Consider the following 14,674-nt stretch of genomic DNA (forward strand, 5'->3'; position numbering starts at 1 on the left):
GCGGGGACACAAATGACTGCTGTTGCTGCTGCACCTTTTTCGTTCAAGGATTTCTTCAAGAGCTTCATGCTCGTGGAGTTGCTCAAGGGGATGGCCCTGACTGGCCGCTATGCATTTCGCCGCAAGGTGACCGTGCAGTTCCCAGAAGAAAAGACGCCTTTGTCGCCACGTTTTCGTGGACTGCATGCGCTGCGCCGTTATGACAATGGCGAGGAGCGTTGCATCGCTTGCAAGCTGTGCGAAGCCGTATGCCCAGCGATGGCCATCACCATCGAATCGGATGTGCGTGCTGATGGTTCGCGCCGCACCACGCGCTATGACATCGATCTGACGAAGTGCATTTTCTGCGGCTTCTGCGAAGAGAGCTGCCCGGTCGATTCGATCGTCGAAACACACATCTTTGAGTACCACGGCGAAAAGCGTGGTGACCTGTATTTCACGAAGGACATGCTCTTGGCCGTGGGCGACCGGTACGAAGGTGAAATTGCGGCAGCCAAGGCTGCAGACGCCAAGTACCGCTGAGCGGTGCGGGGTTCAGCCTCTTTGCCAGACTTTCTATAAAGACCCGATTCATGGACGCCAAGACTGGTTTCTTCTATCTCTTCTCGGTGGTGCTGCTGTTCGCGGCCTTCCGGGTGATCACTGCGCGCAACCCTGTGCACGCGGTGCTGTATCTCATCCTTGCGTTTTCGCAGGCGGCGGCTGTCTGGCTGTTGCTCAAGGCGGAGTTCCTGGCGATTGCACTGGTGCTGGTGTACCTCGGCGCGGTCATGGTGCTCTTCCTGTTCGTGGTGATGATGCTGGACATTCACATCGATACCGTGCGCAAGGGGTTCTGGAAGCACTTCCCATTGGCGGCTCTCATCGGGGCGGTCATCGCCCTGGAAATGGCGGCGGTGCTGATGGGTGGATTCCGGGGCATGGAAGAGCCCAAGGCGATCGCTGCCGTGGTCGATGCGGCCGGCCATGTCGTCCCTTACTCAAACACCAAGGCGCTGGGCAAGCTGCTGTACACCCAGTATCTGTACCCCGTTGAGATAGCGGCAGTTATTCTGCTGGTGGCCATGGTTGCAGCCATCGCTCTGACCCTGCGTCAGCGCAAGGACAGCAAGGCCATCAATCCTTCCACGCAGATTCGTGTGCGTGCGGCCGATCGTCTGGCTGTGATCAAGGTGGCCGCCACCCAAAAGCCTGCGGCGCAAGAGCCTGCACAAGCTGCTGCCGAGGAGAAAAAAGCATGACATTGACTCTGGGCCACTTTTTGTCGCTGGGCGCCATGCTGTTTGCGCTCGCTGTGATTGGCATCTTCCTGAATCGCAAGAACCTGATCGTGCTGCTGATGGCGATTGAGCTCATGCTGCTGGCCGTGAACATGAACTTCGTGGCGTTCTCCCACTACCTGGGAGACATGCACGGCCAGGTGTTCGTGTTCTTTATCCTGACCGTGGCAGCCGCCGAATCGGCGATCGGCCTGGCCATCCTGGTGCTGCTGTTCCGCAACAAATCCAGTATCAACGCGGAAGACCTCAACACCCTCAAGGGTTGATGGGTCGCGAGTATTCCCAAGGTTCTCAAGAATGAGTCAAACCCTCTCTGCTTCAACGCTCCTGGCTGTGCCTTTGGCACCGCTGGCGGGCGCCGTGCTGGCCGGCATCTTCGGTACGACCTTCGGTGGTAACTGGATCGGTCGTCGTCTGAGCCACACCCTGACCATCCTCGGCGTACTGGTTGCGTTCATCCTGTCGGCCATGACGCTCAAGAGCGTAGCGCTCGACGGTGCCCGCTTCAATGAAACCCTGTACACCTGGATGGTGGTGGGTGGCTTGAAGATGGAAGTGGGCTTCCTGATCGACAGCCTCACCGCGATGATGATGGTGGTCGTGACTTTCGTGTCCTTGATGGTGCACATCTACACCATCGGCTACATGGAAGAGGACGAGGGCTACAACCGCTTCTTTGCCTACATCTCGCTGTTCACGTTCTCCATGCTCATGCTGGTCATGAGCAACAACCTGCTGCAGCTGTTCTTCGGCTGGGAGGCCGTGGGCCTGGTGTCCTATCTGCTGATTGGCTTCTGGTTCAACAAGCCTACTGCCATCTTCGCCAACATGAAGGCGTTTCTGGTTAACCGCGTGGGTGACTTCGGCTTCATTCTGGGCATTGGCCTGATCGCCGCCTACACCGGCACCCTGAACTATGGCGAGATCTTCGCCAAGGCCGGCGATCTGGGAGCGCTGTCTTTCCCCGGCACCAGCTGGATGCTCGTCACCGTGATCTGCATCTGCCTGTTCATCGGTGCGATGGGCAAATCAGCCCAGTTCCCGCTGCACGTCTGGCTGCCCGATTCGATGGAAGGCCCCACCCCCATTTCGGCACTGATTCACGCGGCCACCATGGTGACGGCCGGTATCTTCATGGTGTCGCGCATGTCACCGCTGTTCGAGTTGTCGGACACCGCGCTGAACTTCATCCTGGTGATCGGTGCCATCACGGCATTGTTCATGGGTTTCCTGGGCATCATCCAGAACGACATCAAGCGTGTGGTGGCCTACTCCACGCTGTCCCAGCTGGGTTACATGACGGTGGCCCTGGGCGCATCAGCCTACTCGGTGGCTGTGTTCCACCTCATGACCCACGCGTTCTTCAAGGCGTTGCTGTTCCTCGGGGCTGGCTCGGTCATCATGGGCATGCACCACAACCAAGACATTCGCTGGATGGGCGGCGTGCGCAAGTACATGCCCATTACCTGGATCACCTCGCTGCTCGGCTCGCTGGCCCTGATCGGGACCCCGCTGTTCTCGGGTTTCTACTCCAAGGACAGCATCATTGAAGCTGTGCACTTCAGTCATCTGCCAGGTGCGGGCTTCGCGCACTTCGCTGTGCTGGCAGGCGTGTTCATCACAGCGTTTTACTCGTTCCGGATGTACTTCCTGGTCTTCCATGGCAAGGAGCGTTACGACCAGAACCCGGATGCTCACCACGACGATCACCATGGTCATGATGACCACCACGGTCATGATGCCAAGCCGCACGAGTCGCCCTGGGTGGTGACAGTCCCCTTGGTGCTGCTGGCGATCCCGTCGGTGGTGGTGGGTTTCCTGTTCATCCAGCCCATGCTGTTCGGTGATTTCTTCAAGGATGTCATTTTTGTGGATGCGGCCAAGCACCCGTCCATGGCACACATTGCTGAGCATTTCCACAGCGCATGGGAGATGGCTCTGCACGGTTCGAAGACGGCTCCGTTCTGGCTTGCCGCCGCGGGTGTGGCGACCTCGTACTACATGTACATGGTCAACCCTGCGGTGCCTGCGGCACTCAAGCGCTTCTTCGAGTCGATCAAGGTCTACCAGCTGCTGGAAAACAAATACGGCATGGACTGGATCAACGAGAACATCCTGGCCCGTGGTGCCCGTGCACTGGGCGTGGGTCTCTGGAAGGGCGGAGATCAGGCGGTGATCGATGGCGCCTTGGTCAATGGGTCTTGGAAGCTGGTGCGCTGGGTGGCCGGTGCCGTGCGTTGGGTGCAGTCGGGCTTCATCTACCACTATGCGCTGGTCATGATCCTGGGTGTTTTTGTGCTCATGACGTATTTCGTCTGGCTCAACAAGTAGGAGAAGAATAAAAATGGGTCTGTTGAGTCTTGCAATCTGGACACCGATTGCGTTTGGCGCGCTGTTGCTCGCCATCGGGCGCGACGAACATGCGCGTGCAGTGCGGTGGTTGGCGCTGGTGGGAGCCTTGATCGGGTTCCTGGTCACGCTGCCTCTGTACGATGGCTTCAAGCTGGGTACGGCAGCGATGCAGTTCGTGGAGAAGGCCGACTGGATCGAGCGCTTCAACGTCCACTACCACCTCGGGGTGGATGGCATCTCCTTCTGGTTCGTGCCGCTGACAGCATTCATCACCGTCATCGTGGTGATCGCTTCCTGGGAGTCCATCACCGAGCGCGTGAACCAGTACATGGGTGCTTTCCTGATCCTCTCGGGGCTCATGATCGGTGTCTTCAGTGCACTCGACGGCATCCTGTTTTACGTGTTCTTCGAAGCGACGCTGATCCCGATGTATCTGATCATCGGTATCTGGGGCGGCCCCAACAAGATCTACGCAGCGTTCAAGTTCTTCCTGTACACGCTGCTCGGCTCGCTGCTGATGCTGATCGCGCTGATCTACCTGTACAACCAGTCGGGTGGCAGCTTTGACATTGCAACCTGGCACCAGCTGCCATTGAGCGGCCGTGCGCAGACCCTGCTGTTCTTTGCCTTCTTTGCCGCTTTCGCTGTGAAGGTGCCCATGTGGCCAGTTCACACCTGGCTGCCCGACGTGCACGTTGAGGCGCCTACCGGTGGCTCCGCAGTGCTGGCCGCCATCATGCTGAAGCTGGGTGCCTACGGTTTCCTGCGGTTCTCTCTGCCGATCGCTCCTGACGCTGCACGCCAGTGGGCATGGCTGATGATTGCCTTGTCGCTGATCGCCGTGATCTACGTGGGTCTGGTGGCCATGGTCCAGAAGGACATGAAAAAGCTGGTGGCCTATTCGTCGGTGGCGCACATGGGCTTTGTGACCCTGGGCTTCTTCATTTTCAACGACCTGGGTGTCTCTGGCGGTATCGTTCAGATGATTGCGCACGGTTTTGTGTCCGGCGCCATGTTCCTGTCCATCGGCGTGCTTTATGACCGCGTTCACTCGCGTGAGATTGCCGCCTATGGTGGCGTGGTCAACACCATGCCCAACTTCACGGCGTTTGCTTTACTGTTTGCCATGGCCAACTGCGGTCTGCCAGGCACGGCCGGTTTTGTGGGCGAATGGATGGTGATCCTGGGTGCCGTCAAGGCCAATTTCTGGATCGGTCTGGCCGCTGCCACGGCGCTGATTTTTGGTGCTGCCTACACCCTGTGGATGTTCAAGCGTGTGTACCTGGGCCCCGTGGGCAACGACAACGTCAAGGGCTTGACGGACATCGACAGCCGCGAGTTCCTGGTACTGGCTGTTCTGGGCATCGCGGTGCTGGCCATGGGCCTCTACCCTCGTCCGTTCACCGATGTGATGGACACCTCGGTGGCAGAACTGCTCAAGCATGTCGCGCAGACCAAGCTGAACTGAACAGACCAGACTGAACTGAGAGATTCGAGATGATTGACAACATCAGCTGGCTAGCGATTTACCCCGAAATTGTGCTGTTGACCATGGCCTGCGTGATTGCGCTGGTCGATCTGGGTGTTCACAGCCCTCGCCGCACCAGCACCTACGTGCTGACCATGCTCACGCTGGCTGTGGTGGCTGCCCTGCAGGGCATGTACGCCAGCAGCGGTAACACCTTCTATGGTTTTGGCAACATGGTGGTGAGCGACGCCATGGGTAACTGGCTCAAGTGCTTTGCCACCGTGGCCATGATGGTCACCCTGGTGTACGGCCGCCCTTACGCTGCGGACCGCGACATGCTCCGCGGGGGTGAACTGTTCACGCTGTCCATGTTTGCCTTGCTCGGCATGTTCATCATGATCTCGGGCAACAATTTCCTGGTGATCTACCTGGGTCTTGAGCTGCTGACACTGTCGAGCTATGCCCTGGTGGCATTGCGCCGTGACAACGCCACGGCTACGGAAGCGGCCATGAAGTATTTTGTGCTGGGCGCCATGGCCAGTGGCTTCCTGCTCTATGGCTTGTCCATGGTGTACGGTGCCACGGGCTCGCTGGACATCGGTCAGGTGTTCAAGGCAGTCAACTCCGGCCAGATCAAGCACCAGGTGCTGGTGTTCGGCTTGGTGTTTGTGGTGGCAGGTCTTGCTTTCAAGCTGGGCGTGGTGCCTTTCCACATGTGGATTCCCGATGTGTACCAGGGCGCTCCCACGGCCGTGACGCTGATGATTGGCGGCGCGCCCAAGCTGGCTGCCTTTGCCATCACTATCCGTTTGCTGGTGGACGGTTTGTTGCCCCTGGCCATCGACTGGCAGCAGATGCTGGCCGTGCTGGCGATTGGTTCGTTGCTGGTGGGTAACCTGGCAGCCATTGCGCAGACCAACCTCAAGCGCATGCTGGCCTACTCCACCATCTCCCAGATGGGTTTTGTGCTGCTGGGCCTGATGTCCGGGGTCATCAACGGCAACGTGGACGCCACTGCGGTGGAGAACGCCTACAGCGCCTCGATGTTCTACGTCATCACCTACGTGCTGACCACGCTGGCAGCGTTTGGCGTGATCCTGCTGCTGGCCCGCGAAGGTTTTGAGAGCGAAGAAATCTCCGATTTCGCAGGCCTCAACCAGCGCAGCCCCCTGTACGCTGGTGTGATGGCAGTCTGCCTCTTCTCCATGGCAGGTATTCCTCCCCTGGTAGGCTTCTACGCCAAGCTGGCGGTTCTGCAGGCCCTGGTGGCCTCGGGTCAGACGATCTACATGGCGATGGCCGTGTTCGCCGTGATCATGTCGCTGATCGGTGCCTTCTACTACCTGCGTGTAGTGAAGGTGATGTATTTCGATGCACCGCTCACAGCGACCAATGTGTCTGCCCCGGTGGATGTGCGCGTGGTGCTGACCATCAACGGCGCTCTGGTGCTGGTGTTGGGCTTGTTGCCAGGTGGCTTGATGGCCCTGTGTGCAGACGCCGTGGTGCGCGCACTGGCGACCTGATCGGGAGAGCAGGCGCCCGCACTGTGCGGGCAACTGTTCATCCGTCGAATTTCTCTCCTCGATCAGTTTTTCTGTGTCACTCACCGGATCGGTCTGGCTCGTGATTGTGGCGGCGTTGATCGCCGCCAACCTGCCGTTCATCAACCAGCGGTGGTTGGTGGTGGGGCCTGCAGCGGCTCACGGCAAGCCCTTGGTCGGACGGTTGGCTGAACTGATCCTGTTGTATTTTTTGGTGGGCGGTCTGGCCTTGCTGCTGGAGCGGCGTGCAGGCCAGATTGCACCGCAGGGATGGGAGTTCTACGCCATCACCGGCACCATGTTTTTGACGCTGGCCTTTCCCGGCTTCGTCTACCGGTATCTGCTGCGTCGCCACGGGTGAGGGCCCTGGCTGGATCGTGTTGAAGCGTCGGCGCTTCCGCGACCTTTGCTTTACCGGTTTCGCTGATCGGGCGAAGCACTCTTGTATGTAACCCTGCACCTTGGTGTGCCCGGTTTCCTCGATTCCTGAATGGTGCGGACCGGCGTACGATGCATCCTATGAAGGTACTGGATCTCCAATGTCAGCACGGCCATGTCTTTGAAGGCTGGTTTGGTTCTGAAGATGACTTTCAGAGCCAGAAGCAGCGCGGCCTGGTGCAGTGCCCTTTGTGCGCAGACATCCACATCGACAAGCGTCTGAGCGCGCCGCGCCTGAATCTGGGTGCTCGCGAGCCTGCTGCGGCCCCAGTCACACCTTCCGGCGCATCTTCCGTTTCGCGCGCTGCTGCCGATGCACCGATCGAGGCATCGACTCTCCCGCCCGCGCTACAGGCTGCCTGGCTTCAGCTGGCCCGCAAAGTCGTTGCGAATACGGAGGATGTAGGCACCCGTTTTGCCGACGAAGCCCGGCGCATGCACCACGGCGAGATCCAGGAGCGTGCCATCCGTGGCCAGGCCACCGCGCAGGAGGCAATGCAGCTCCTGGATGAGGGCATTGCCGTCATGCCTTTGCCCCTGCCAGCGGCAGCCAAGGAAACCTTGCAGTAGCCCTGTGCGGGTGTTCTGGGTATGGATACCCTGCCGAGGGGCGCCAGGATCAGTGGGTGAACTGCAGCGCCGCGAGGCGTGCATACACCCCACCTCGCGCCATCAGCGCGCTGTGGGTGCCTTGCTCCACGATCTGACCGTGGTCCAGCACCACGATGCGGTCGGCATTTTGTACTGTGGCCAGGCGATGGGCGATCACCAGAGTGGTTCTTCTGCCCGTGTGGCGCTGCATGGCGGTGTCCAGCGCTGCCTGTACCATGCGCTCGCTTTCCGCGTCCAGCGCGCTGGTGGCTTCGTCCAGCAGCAGCAACGGCGGGTTTTTGAGCATGGCGCGGGAGATGGCGATGCGCTGGCGCTGGCCGCCCGAAAGACGTACCCCCCGCTCGCCCAGAAACGTGTGATAGCCCTCGGGCAGGGCCATGATGAAGTCATGCGCAAAGGCCGCCTTGGTGGCTGCCATGACCTCTTCGTCCGAAGCATCCGGACGGCCATAGCGGATGTTGTCCATGGCCGAGGCAGAGAAGATCACGGCATCCTGGGGTACGGTGCCCGTATGGGCGCGCAGCGTGTCCAGCGTCAAGTCCCGGATGTCTACGCCATTCAGCAAGATGCGTCCGGCCGGTGCGTTTTGTCTGCCGGTCTGCCCGCCTCCATCCACGTCGTAAAAGCGCTGCAGCAACTGAAACACCGTGGTTTTGCCCGCGCCGCTGGCACCCACTAGCGCCACCGTCTCGCCGGGCGCCAGGTGCAGTGAGAAGTTTTGCAGCGCTGGCTGGTCCGGGCGCGACGGGTAGTGAAACTGCACGTTGTCAAACTGCACCTCCAGCCCCTGATCCGAAGTGGGCAGCCGTTGGGGCGTTGTGGGGTTTGCGACGGGGGACTGGCTGGACAGCAGCTCCATCAGCCGCTCGGTGGCGCCCGCCGCACGCAGCAGGTCCCCGTAGACCTCGCCCAGCACGGCCACGGCGCTGGCCAGCAGAATGACATACACCACGGTCTGGCCCAGGTGGCCCGCGCTCATCTGTCCGGCCAGCACGGCCTCTGTGCCCCGGTACAGCCCCCACAGCAGCAGCGCTGCGTTCGCAATGATGATGAAAGCCACGAGCAAGGCGCGTGCCTTGGTGCGCTTGACCGCCGTGCGAAACGCGTCTTCGGTGGCCCGCGCAAACCGCGTGGCCTCGCGGGGCTCGGCGGTATAGCTCTGCACCACAGGGATGGCGTTCAGCACTTCGGCTGCGATGGCACTGGAGTCCGCCACGCGATCCTGGCTGTCGCGTGACAGCCGGCGTACCTTGCGCCCAATCCACATGGTGGGCAGCACGACCAGCACCACGGCCAGCAACACCACCGACATCACATAGGGATTCGTCCACACCAGCATGACGAGGGCTCCCAGGCCCAGCACGGCATTGCGCAGCCCCATGGACAGCGACGAGCCGACCACGGTCTGCACCAGCGTGGTGTCTGACGTCAGCCGCGACAACACCTCGCCGGTCTGGGTGGTCTCAAAGAACTGGGGGCTTTGCTGCAGCACATGGCTGTAGACGGCGTTGCGCAGGTCGGCGGTGACGCGCTCGCCCAGCCAGCTCACCATGTAAAAGCGCGCGGCTGAAAACCCACCCAATGCCATGGCCACTGCAAACAGCTCTTCAAAGTGCCCACGAAGGGCCATGGCCTGCGCTCCCCGGTCACCCGTCGCAGAGACCAGACCCCCATCGATGAGATTGCGTAACGCCATGGGAAACGCCAGGGTGGCCAATGCCGCCAGCACCAGGAACACCAGCGACAGCGCAATGCGCGCACGATACGGGCGCAAGAAGGGCAGCAGTCCCGTGAGCGAGCGGGGGGCGCCACGGGCGGGCGTGGAGGAGGGGAGGGAGGGCATCGTGGCAGTGTAGGCGGCGCAGCCGGGCGCTGCAGAAGGGGCGAGGTCTAGCACCTCTATGACTGTAGGTGGTGCCCACGGCGGTGAATGCCAAGGCCTGTCAGCAAAAAGTCAGTGAGGGGCGCGGCGCTGCACCACCACCGGTTGCGAGCTTCTGACCCTGCCACGGCGCCAGACTGAGCACTGGCGCGCTGCCCACGCCCGCACATCACGGGCGCTGTGCGTCCTCAGGGCGGGTACGTAGGCATTTATACATAGGCATTAGTCCCAGTATCTACCGCAGGGTAGGGAGACATACGATGCGTTGCGATCCAACCTCCCCGGAGACCTTGTTGCAAGGCTCCTCATTTCAGCACCTTACGGAGCGGCCAAGGCGCAATGAGCGACGTCATTCTTGAAACCAACAGCCTGACCAAAGAGTTCAAGGGCTTCACCGCCGTCAGTGACGTGAACCTGGCCGTTCGGCGCGGGTCCATCCACGCGCTGATCGGCCCCAACGGTGCAGGCAAGACCACGTGCTTCAACCTGCTCACCAAGTTTCTGGAGCCGACTTCGGGTGTCATCCGTTTCAACGGGCATGACATCACGCGGGAGCAGCCCGCGCAGATCGCACGCCGCGGGGTGATCCGTTCGTTCCAGATTTCGGCGGTGTTCCCGCACCTCACACTCATCGAGAACGTGCGCCTGGGCCTGCAGCGCAAGCTGGGCACGTCGTTCCACTTCTGGCGCAGCGAGCGGACCCTGCGGCAGCTGGACGACCGCGCCATGCAACTGCTGACCGAGGTGGGGCTGGAAGACCTGGCCGATGAGGTGACCGTGAACCTGCCCTACGGCCGCAAGCGCGCGCTGGAGATCGCCACCACGCTGTCGATGGAGCCCGAGCTGATGCTGCTGGACGAGCCCACGCAGGGCATGGGCCACGAAGACGTGGACCGCGTCACGCAGCTCATCAAGAAGGTTTCTGCCGGCCGCACCATCCTGATGGTGGAGCACAACATGAAGGTGGTTTCCACCATCGCAGACCGCATCACGGTGCTGCAGCGCGGCGCCGTGCTGGCCGAAGGGCCCTACGCAGAAGTCTCCAACAACCCCCAAGTCATGGAAGCCTACATGGGCACGACCGACGGCCAACTGCAGGGAGCGCACTGATGGCCGGCGTTCCTGCACTCGAAATCAAGAACCTCGAAGCCTGGTACGGCGAGTCGCATGTGCTGCATGGCGTGGACATCGTCGTCCAGCCGGGCGAGGTGGTCACGCTGCTGGGCCGCAACGGCGCAGGCCGCACCACCACCATGCGCGCCATCATGGGCCTGACCGGCGCACGCAAGGGCTCGGTCAAGATCAACGGCGTGGAAACCGTGAACATGCCCACGCACCGCATTGCGCACCTGGGCGTGGGCTATTGCCCCGAAGAGCGTGGCATCTTCTCCAGCCTGTCGTGCGAAGAAAACCTGCTGCTGCCCCCCGCGCTCAAGACCAAGACCACGGGCATGTCGGTGCAAGAGATCTACGCCATGTTCCCCAACCTGGCCGAGCGCAAGAACAGCCAGGGCACGCGCCTCTCGGGGGGCGAGCAGCAGATGCTGGCCGTGGCCCGCATCCTGCGCACTGGCGCCAATCTGCTGCTGCTCGATGAAATCTCCGAAGGCCTGGCGCCCGTCATCGTGCAGGCCCTCGCCCGCATGATCACCATGCTGCGCCAGAAGGGCTACACCGTGGTCATGGTCGAGCAGAACTTCCGCTTTGCCGCGCCCCTGGCCGACCGCTTTTACGTCATGGAGCACGGCCGCATCGTGGAGAAGTTCGGCGCCGCCGAGCTGGAGTCCAAGATGCCCGTGCTCAACGAACTGCTGGGCGTCTGAGCCACGCCCACATCCTTTCCCCACCGTTTTCTTCCACCACACCAACAGGAGACAAATCCATGAAGAAACAACTCAAAGTGCTGGCACTGATGCTGGGCGTCGCAGGTCTGGCCACGTCGGCCGCGCACGCGCAGGACAAGGTCAAGATCGGTTTCATCACCGACATGTCCAGCCTGTACGCCGACGTGGAAGGCAAGAACGGTGCGGTCGCCATCCAGATGGCGATTGACGATTTCGGAGGCAAGGTGCTGGGCCAGCCGATCGAGCTGATCTCTGCGGACCACCAGAACAAGGCCGACATCGCAGCCTCCAAGGCGCGCGAATGGATCGACACCCAGGGTGTGACGATGGTCTTCGGCGGCACCAACTCCGGTACCGCACTGGCCACGGCCAAGGTGGCAGCCGAGAAGAAGCGCGTCTACATCAACAACGGCGCTGCCACCTCGGCCCTGACCAACGAGCAGTGCTCGCCCTACACCGTGCACTATGCGTACGACACCGTGGCACTGGCCAAGGGCACGGGCTCGGCCATTGTGGACGGTGGTGGCAAGAGCTGGTACTTCCTGACGGCAGACTACGCCTTCGGCCATGCGCTCGAAGCCGACACCACCGCCGTGGTCAAGGCCAAGGGCGGCAACGTGGTGGGTGCTGTGCGCCACCCGCTGAACGCGTCGGACTTCTCGTCCTTCCTGCTGCAGGCACAGAACTCCAAGGCGCAAATCCTGGGCCTGGCCAATGCAGGTGGTGACACCATCAACTCCATCAAGGCTGCCAAAGAGTTCGGCATCGGCAAGAGCATGAAGCTCGCCGGCCTGCTGATCTTCATCTCCGACGTGCACAGCCTGGGCCTGCGCAACACCGAAGGCCTGCAGTTCACCACCAGCTGGTACTGGGACCTGAACGACGAGACCCGCAAGTTCTCGGCCCGCTTCTTCGAGAAGACCAAGCGCATGCCGACCGAAATCCAGGCGGCTGACTACTCGGCCACCATGAACTACCTCAAGGCCGTGGAAGCCGCCAAGTCGGTGGACGCCGACAAGGTCATGACCACATGGCGCGGCATGAAGATGAACGACTTCTTCGGCTCGGGCCAGCTGCGTGCCGACGGCCGTTATGTGCACGACATGTACCTGATGGAAGTGAAGAAGCCTGCAGAGTCCACCAAGCCCTGGGACTACTACAAGCTGATCAAGAAGCTGCCTGGTGACTCCGTGTTCACCACCAAGGCCGAGAGCAAGTGCCCGCTCTGGAAGTAAACCCCTGAGAGGGCTCACGCCGGCCTGGCTGTCCCTGCGGGGCGCCGGGCCCGGTGTGGTCCTCTGACCTGAACTCTCTCCACCTGCTGCTGCCTCCCATGGAAATCTTTGGTGTCTCACTGCCCGGCCTGTTGAGCCAGCTCCTTCTGGGGCTGGTCAACGGATCGTTCTACGCAATCCTCAGCCTGGGGCTGGCTGTGATCTTTGGCCTGCTCAACGTCATCAACTTTGCGCACGGCGCTCTGTTCATGACCGGGGCGTTGCTGACATGGATGGCCATGAATTACTTCGGCATCAACTACTGGTTGATGCTGGGGCTGGCACCGCTGGTGGTGGGCCTGTTCGGGGTGCTGATCGAGCGCCTGCTGCTGCGCTGGATCTACAAGCTCGACCATCTGTACGGCCTGCTGCTCACGCTGGGCCTGACCCTGCTGATCGAAGGCGTGTTCCGCTCCATCTATGGCGTGTCGGGCCTGGGCTACGACACCCCCGAACTGCTGGAAGGCGCGACCAACCTCGGCTTCATGATCATGCCCAACTACCGCGCGTGGGTGGTCGTGGCCTCGGTGGTGGTGTGTATCGGCACCTGGTACGTGATCGAAAAAACCAAGCTCGGCGCCTACCTGCGCGCCGGTACTGAAAACCCGCGCCTGGTGGAGGCCTTCGGCATCAACGTGCCGGTGATGGTGACACTCACCTACGCCTTCGGCGCTGCGCTGGCCGCCTTCGCGGGTGTGCTGGCTGCTCCCGTGTACCAGGTCACGCCGCTCATGGGGCAGAACCTCATCATCGTGGTGTTTGCCGTGGTGGTGATTGGCGGCATGGGGTCCATCATGGGCTCCATCCTCACCGGGCTGGGCCTGGGGGTCATCGAAGGCTTCACCAAGGTGTTCTACCCCGAGGCGTCTTCCACCGTGGTGTTCGTCATCATGGTCATCGTTCTTCTCATTCGCCCCGCCGGCCTGTTCGGCAAAGAAAAATAAGGGGCTGCCAGCATGAATTCCAAGAACACTGCCACCATTGGTTACGGCCTGCTGTTGCTGGCCCTTATTGCCGCGCCTTTTCTCGGTGCGTATCCGGTCTTTGTGATGAAGCTCATGTGCTTTGCACTGTTTGCTTCTGCGTTCAACCTGCTGCTTGGTTACACCGGCCTGCTGTCTTTCGGCCATGCGGCCTTCCTGGGTGGCGCGGCCTACGTGGCCGGCCACGCCATCAAGGTGTGGGGCCTGACGCCTGAAGTGGGCCTGCTGCTGGGCACCGCCGGGGGCGCGCTGCTGGGCTTGCTGTTTGGCTGGCTGGCCATTCGCCGCCAGGGCATCTACTTCTCCATGATCACGCTGGCGCTGGCGCAGATGCTGTTCTTCGCCTGCCTGCAAGCTCCCTTCACGGGCGGTGAGGACGGCCTGCAAGGCGTGCCGCGCGGCAAGCTCTTTGGCGTGATCGACCTCAAGAGTGACTTGGTCATGTACTACGTGGCGCTGGTCATCGTGGTCGCTGCGTTCCTGCTGATCGTGCGCACCATCCACTCGCCGTTTGGCCAGGTGCTCAAGGGCATCAAGGAGAACGAGCCCCGCGCCATTTCACTGGGCTACGACACGCACCGCTTCAAGCTGCTCGCTTTTGTGCTGTCGGCTGCCCTTGCGGGTCTCGCCGGTGCGCTCAAAACGCTGGTGCTGGGCTTTGCAACGCTGTCAGACGTGCACTGGACGGCCTCGGGTCAGGTCATCTTGATGACGCTGGTGGGTGGCCTGGGCACGCTGTCGGGCCCGCTCATCGGCTCGGCCGTGGTGGTGCTGCTGGAGAACAAGATTGGCGAGTTTGGCAATCTGCTCGCCGCTCTGACCAGTGTGGAATGGTTCAAGACCCTGGGCGAGTCTGTCACCATGGTCACGGGCCTGATCTTCGTGATCTGCGTGCTGGCCTTCCGCCGCGGCATCATGGGCGAGATCATCGCCTGGCTGGCACAACGCCGCGCAGGCAACTCTGCCAAGCATTGAAGAAGTGACACCGCCCGATCTGGCG

General features: G+C 61.4%; 14 protein-coding genes. 13 read left to right on the forward strand and 1 reads right to left on the reverse strand.

The window, feature by feature from the left end; genetic code table 11:
• The first annotated feature begins 12 nt into the window (after positions 1–12).
• From nuoI to ACODSU_RS09645, 8 genes are all read left to right on the forward strand, one after another.
• On the forward strand, positions 13–522 hold the full coding sequence (gene nuoI, locus ACODSU_RS09610; protein ID WP_488841969.1) for an NADH-quinone oxidoreductase subunit NuoI: 510 nt from the start codon (positions 13–15) through the stop codon (positions 520–522).
• Positions 523–572: 50 nt separating this feature from the next.
• Positions 573–1,241, forward strand: coding sequence for an NADH-quinone oxidoreductase subunit J (locus ACODSU_RS09615; protein WP_488841970.1), 669 nt, complete (start codon positions 573–575; stop codon positions 1,239–1,241).
• On the forward strand, positions 1,238–1,546 hold the full coding sequence (nuoK, locus tag ACODSU_RS09620; RefSeq protein WP_005793248.1) for an NADH-quinone oxidoreductase subunit NuoK: 309 nt from the start codon (positions 1,238–1,240) through the stop codon (positions 1,544–1,546). The genes ACODSU_RS09615 and nuoK overlap by 4 nt, the downstream gene beginning before the upstream one ends.
• Positions 1,547–1,577: 31 nt before the next feature.
• Positions 1,578–3,611, forward strand: coding sequence for an NADH-quinone oxidoreductase subunit L (gene nuoL / locus ACODSU_RS09625; protein ID WP_488841972.1), 2,034 nt, complete (start codon positions 1,578–1,580; stop codon positions 3,609–3,611).
• 13 nt (positions 3,612–3,624) lie between these two features.
• Positions 3,625–5,100, forward strand: coding sequence for an NADH-quinone oxidoreductase subunit M (locus tag ACODSU_RS09630; RefSeq protein ID WP_488841974.1), 1,476 nt, complete (start codon positions 3,625–3,627; stop codon positions 5,098–5,100).
• Positions 5,101–5,129: 29 nt separating this feature from the next.
• Complete coding sequence (gene nuoN / locus ACODSU_RS09635; protein ID WP_015013281.1) at positions 5,130–6,623, forward strand: NADH-quinone oxidoreductase subunit NuoN; 1,494 nt, start codon at positions 5,130–5,132, stop codon at positions 6,621–6,623.
• Between the two features lie 73 nt (positions 6,624–6,696).
• A complete protein-coding gene (locus ACODSU_RS09640) occupies positions 6,697–7,002 on the forward strand; it encodes a DUF2818 family protein (protein WP_015013282.1) in 306 nt (101 codons plus the stop codon).
• 158 nt (positions 7,003–7,160) lie between these two features.
• Positions 7,161–7,649 (forward strand): DUF1178 family protein, encoded by a 489-nt coding sequence (locus ACODSU_RS09645; protein WP_488841977.1) that lies wholly within the window; start codon positions 7,161–7,163, stop codon positions 7,647–7,649.
• Between the two features lie 49 nt (positions 7,650–7,698).
• On the opposite strand, the gene ACODSU_RS09650 is transcribed toward ACODSU_RS09645, so the two are convergent.
• Entirely contained in the window at positions 7,699–9,534 is a 1,836-nt protein-coding gene (locus tag ACODSU_RS09650) for an ABC transporter transmembrane domain-containing protein (protein ID WP_488841979.1), read from the reverse strand.
• A 378-nt stretch (positions 9,535–9,912) separates the two neighbouring features.
• Between ACODSU_RS09650 and ACODSU_RS09655 the strand changes: the two genes are divergently transcribed.
• From ACODSU_RS09655 to ACODSU_RS09675, 5 genes are all read left to right on the forward strand, one after another.
• On the forward strand, positions 9,913–10,683 hold the full coding sequence (locus ACODSU_RS09655; RefSeq protein WP_015013285.1) for an ABC transporter ATP-binding protein: 771 nt from the start codon (positions 9,913–9,915) through the stop codon (positions 10,681–10,683).
• Positions 10,683–11,396 (forward strand): ABC transporter ATP-binding protein, encoded by a 714-nt coding sequence (locus ACODSU_RS09660; protein WP_488841981.1) that lies wholly within the window; start codon positions 10,683–10,685, stop codon positions 11,394–11,396. The genes ACODSU_RS09655 and ACODSU_RS09660 overlap by 1 nt, the downstream gene beginning before the upstream one ends.
• Positions 11,397–11,455: 59 nt before the next feature.
• A complete protein-coding gene (locus ACODSU_RS09665; RefSeq protein ID WP_015013287.1) occupies positions 11,456–12,652 on the forward strand; it encodes an ABC transporter substrate-binding protein in 1,197 nt (398 codons plus the stop codon).
• A gap of 98 nt (positions 12,653–12,750) precedes the next feature.
• Complete coding sequence (locus ACODSU_RS09670; protein ID WP_488841983.1) at positions 12,751–13,635, forward strand: branched-chain amino acid ABC transporter permease; 885 nt, start codon at positions 12,751–12,753, stop codon at positions 13,633–13,635.
• Between the two features lie 12 nt (positions 13,636–13,647).
• Entirely contained in the window at positions 13,648–14,649 is a 1,002-nt protein-coding gene (locus ACODSU_RS09675; RefSeq protein ID WP_015013289.1) for a branched-chain amino acid ABC transporter permease, read from the forward strand.
• Positions 14,650–14,674 lie beyond the last annotated feature (25 nt).

The organism is Acidovorax sp. FG48, from assembly GCF_057809085.1.

Excerpts from the sequence above, each read along its gene's own strand:
- nuoI (WP_488841969.1), top strand. The coding sequence starts at position 13 with ATGACTGCTGTTGCTGCTGCACCTTTTTCGTTCAAGGATTTCTTCAAG.
- ACODSU_RS09615 (WP_488841970.1), top strand. The coding sequence starts at position 573 with ATGGACGCCAAGACTGGTTTCTTCTATCTCTTCTCGGTGGTGCTGCTG.
- nuoK (WP_005793248.1), top strand. The coding sequence starts at position 1,238 with ATGACATTGACTCTGGGCCACTTTTTGTCGCTGGGCGCCATGCTGTTT.
- nuoL (WP_488841972.1), top strand. The coding sequence starts at position 1,578 with ATGAGTCAAACCCTCTCTGCTTCAACGCTCCTGGCTGTGCCTTTGGCA.
- ACODSU_RS09630 (WP_488841974.1), top strand. The coding sequence starts at position 3,625 with ATGGGTCTGTTGAGTCTTGCAATCTGGACACCGATTGCGTTTGGCGCG.
- nuoN (WP_015013281.1), top strand. The coding sequence starts at position 5,130 with ATGATTGACAACATCAGCTGGCTAGCGATTTACCCCGAAATTGTGCTG.
- ACODSU_RS09645 (WP_488841977.1), top strand. The coding sequence starts at position 7,161 with ATGAAGGTACTGGATCTCCAATGTCAGCACGGCCATGTCTTTGAAGGC.
- ACODSU_RS09650 (WP_488841979.1), bottom strand. The coding sequence starts at position 9,534 with ATGCCCTCCCTCCCCTCCTCCACGCCCGCCCGTGGCGCCCCCCGCTCG.
- ACODSU_RS09655 (WP_015013285.1), top strand. The coding sequence starts at position 9,913 with ATGAGCGACGTCATTCTTGAAACCAACAGCCTGACCAAAGAGTTCAAG.
- ACODSU_RS09660 (WP_488841981.1), top strand. The coding sequence starts at position 10,683 with ATGGCCGGCGTTCCTGCACTCGAAATCAAGAACCTCGAAGCCTGGTAC.
- ACODSU_RS09665 (WP_015013287.1), top strand. The coding sequence starts at position 11,456 with ATGAAGAAACAACTCAAAGTGCTGGCACTGATGCTGGGCGTCGCAGGT.
- ACODSU_RS09670 (WP_488841983.1), top strand. The coding sequence starts at position 12,751 with ATGGAAATCTTTGGTGTCTCACTGCCCGGCCTGTTGAGCCAGCTCCTT.
- ACODSU_RS09675 (WP_015013289.1), top strand. The coding sequence starts at position 13,648 with ATGAATTCCAAGAACACTGCCACCATTGGTTACGGCCTGCTGTTGCTG.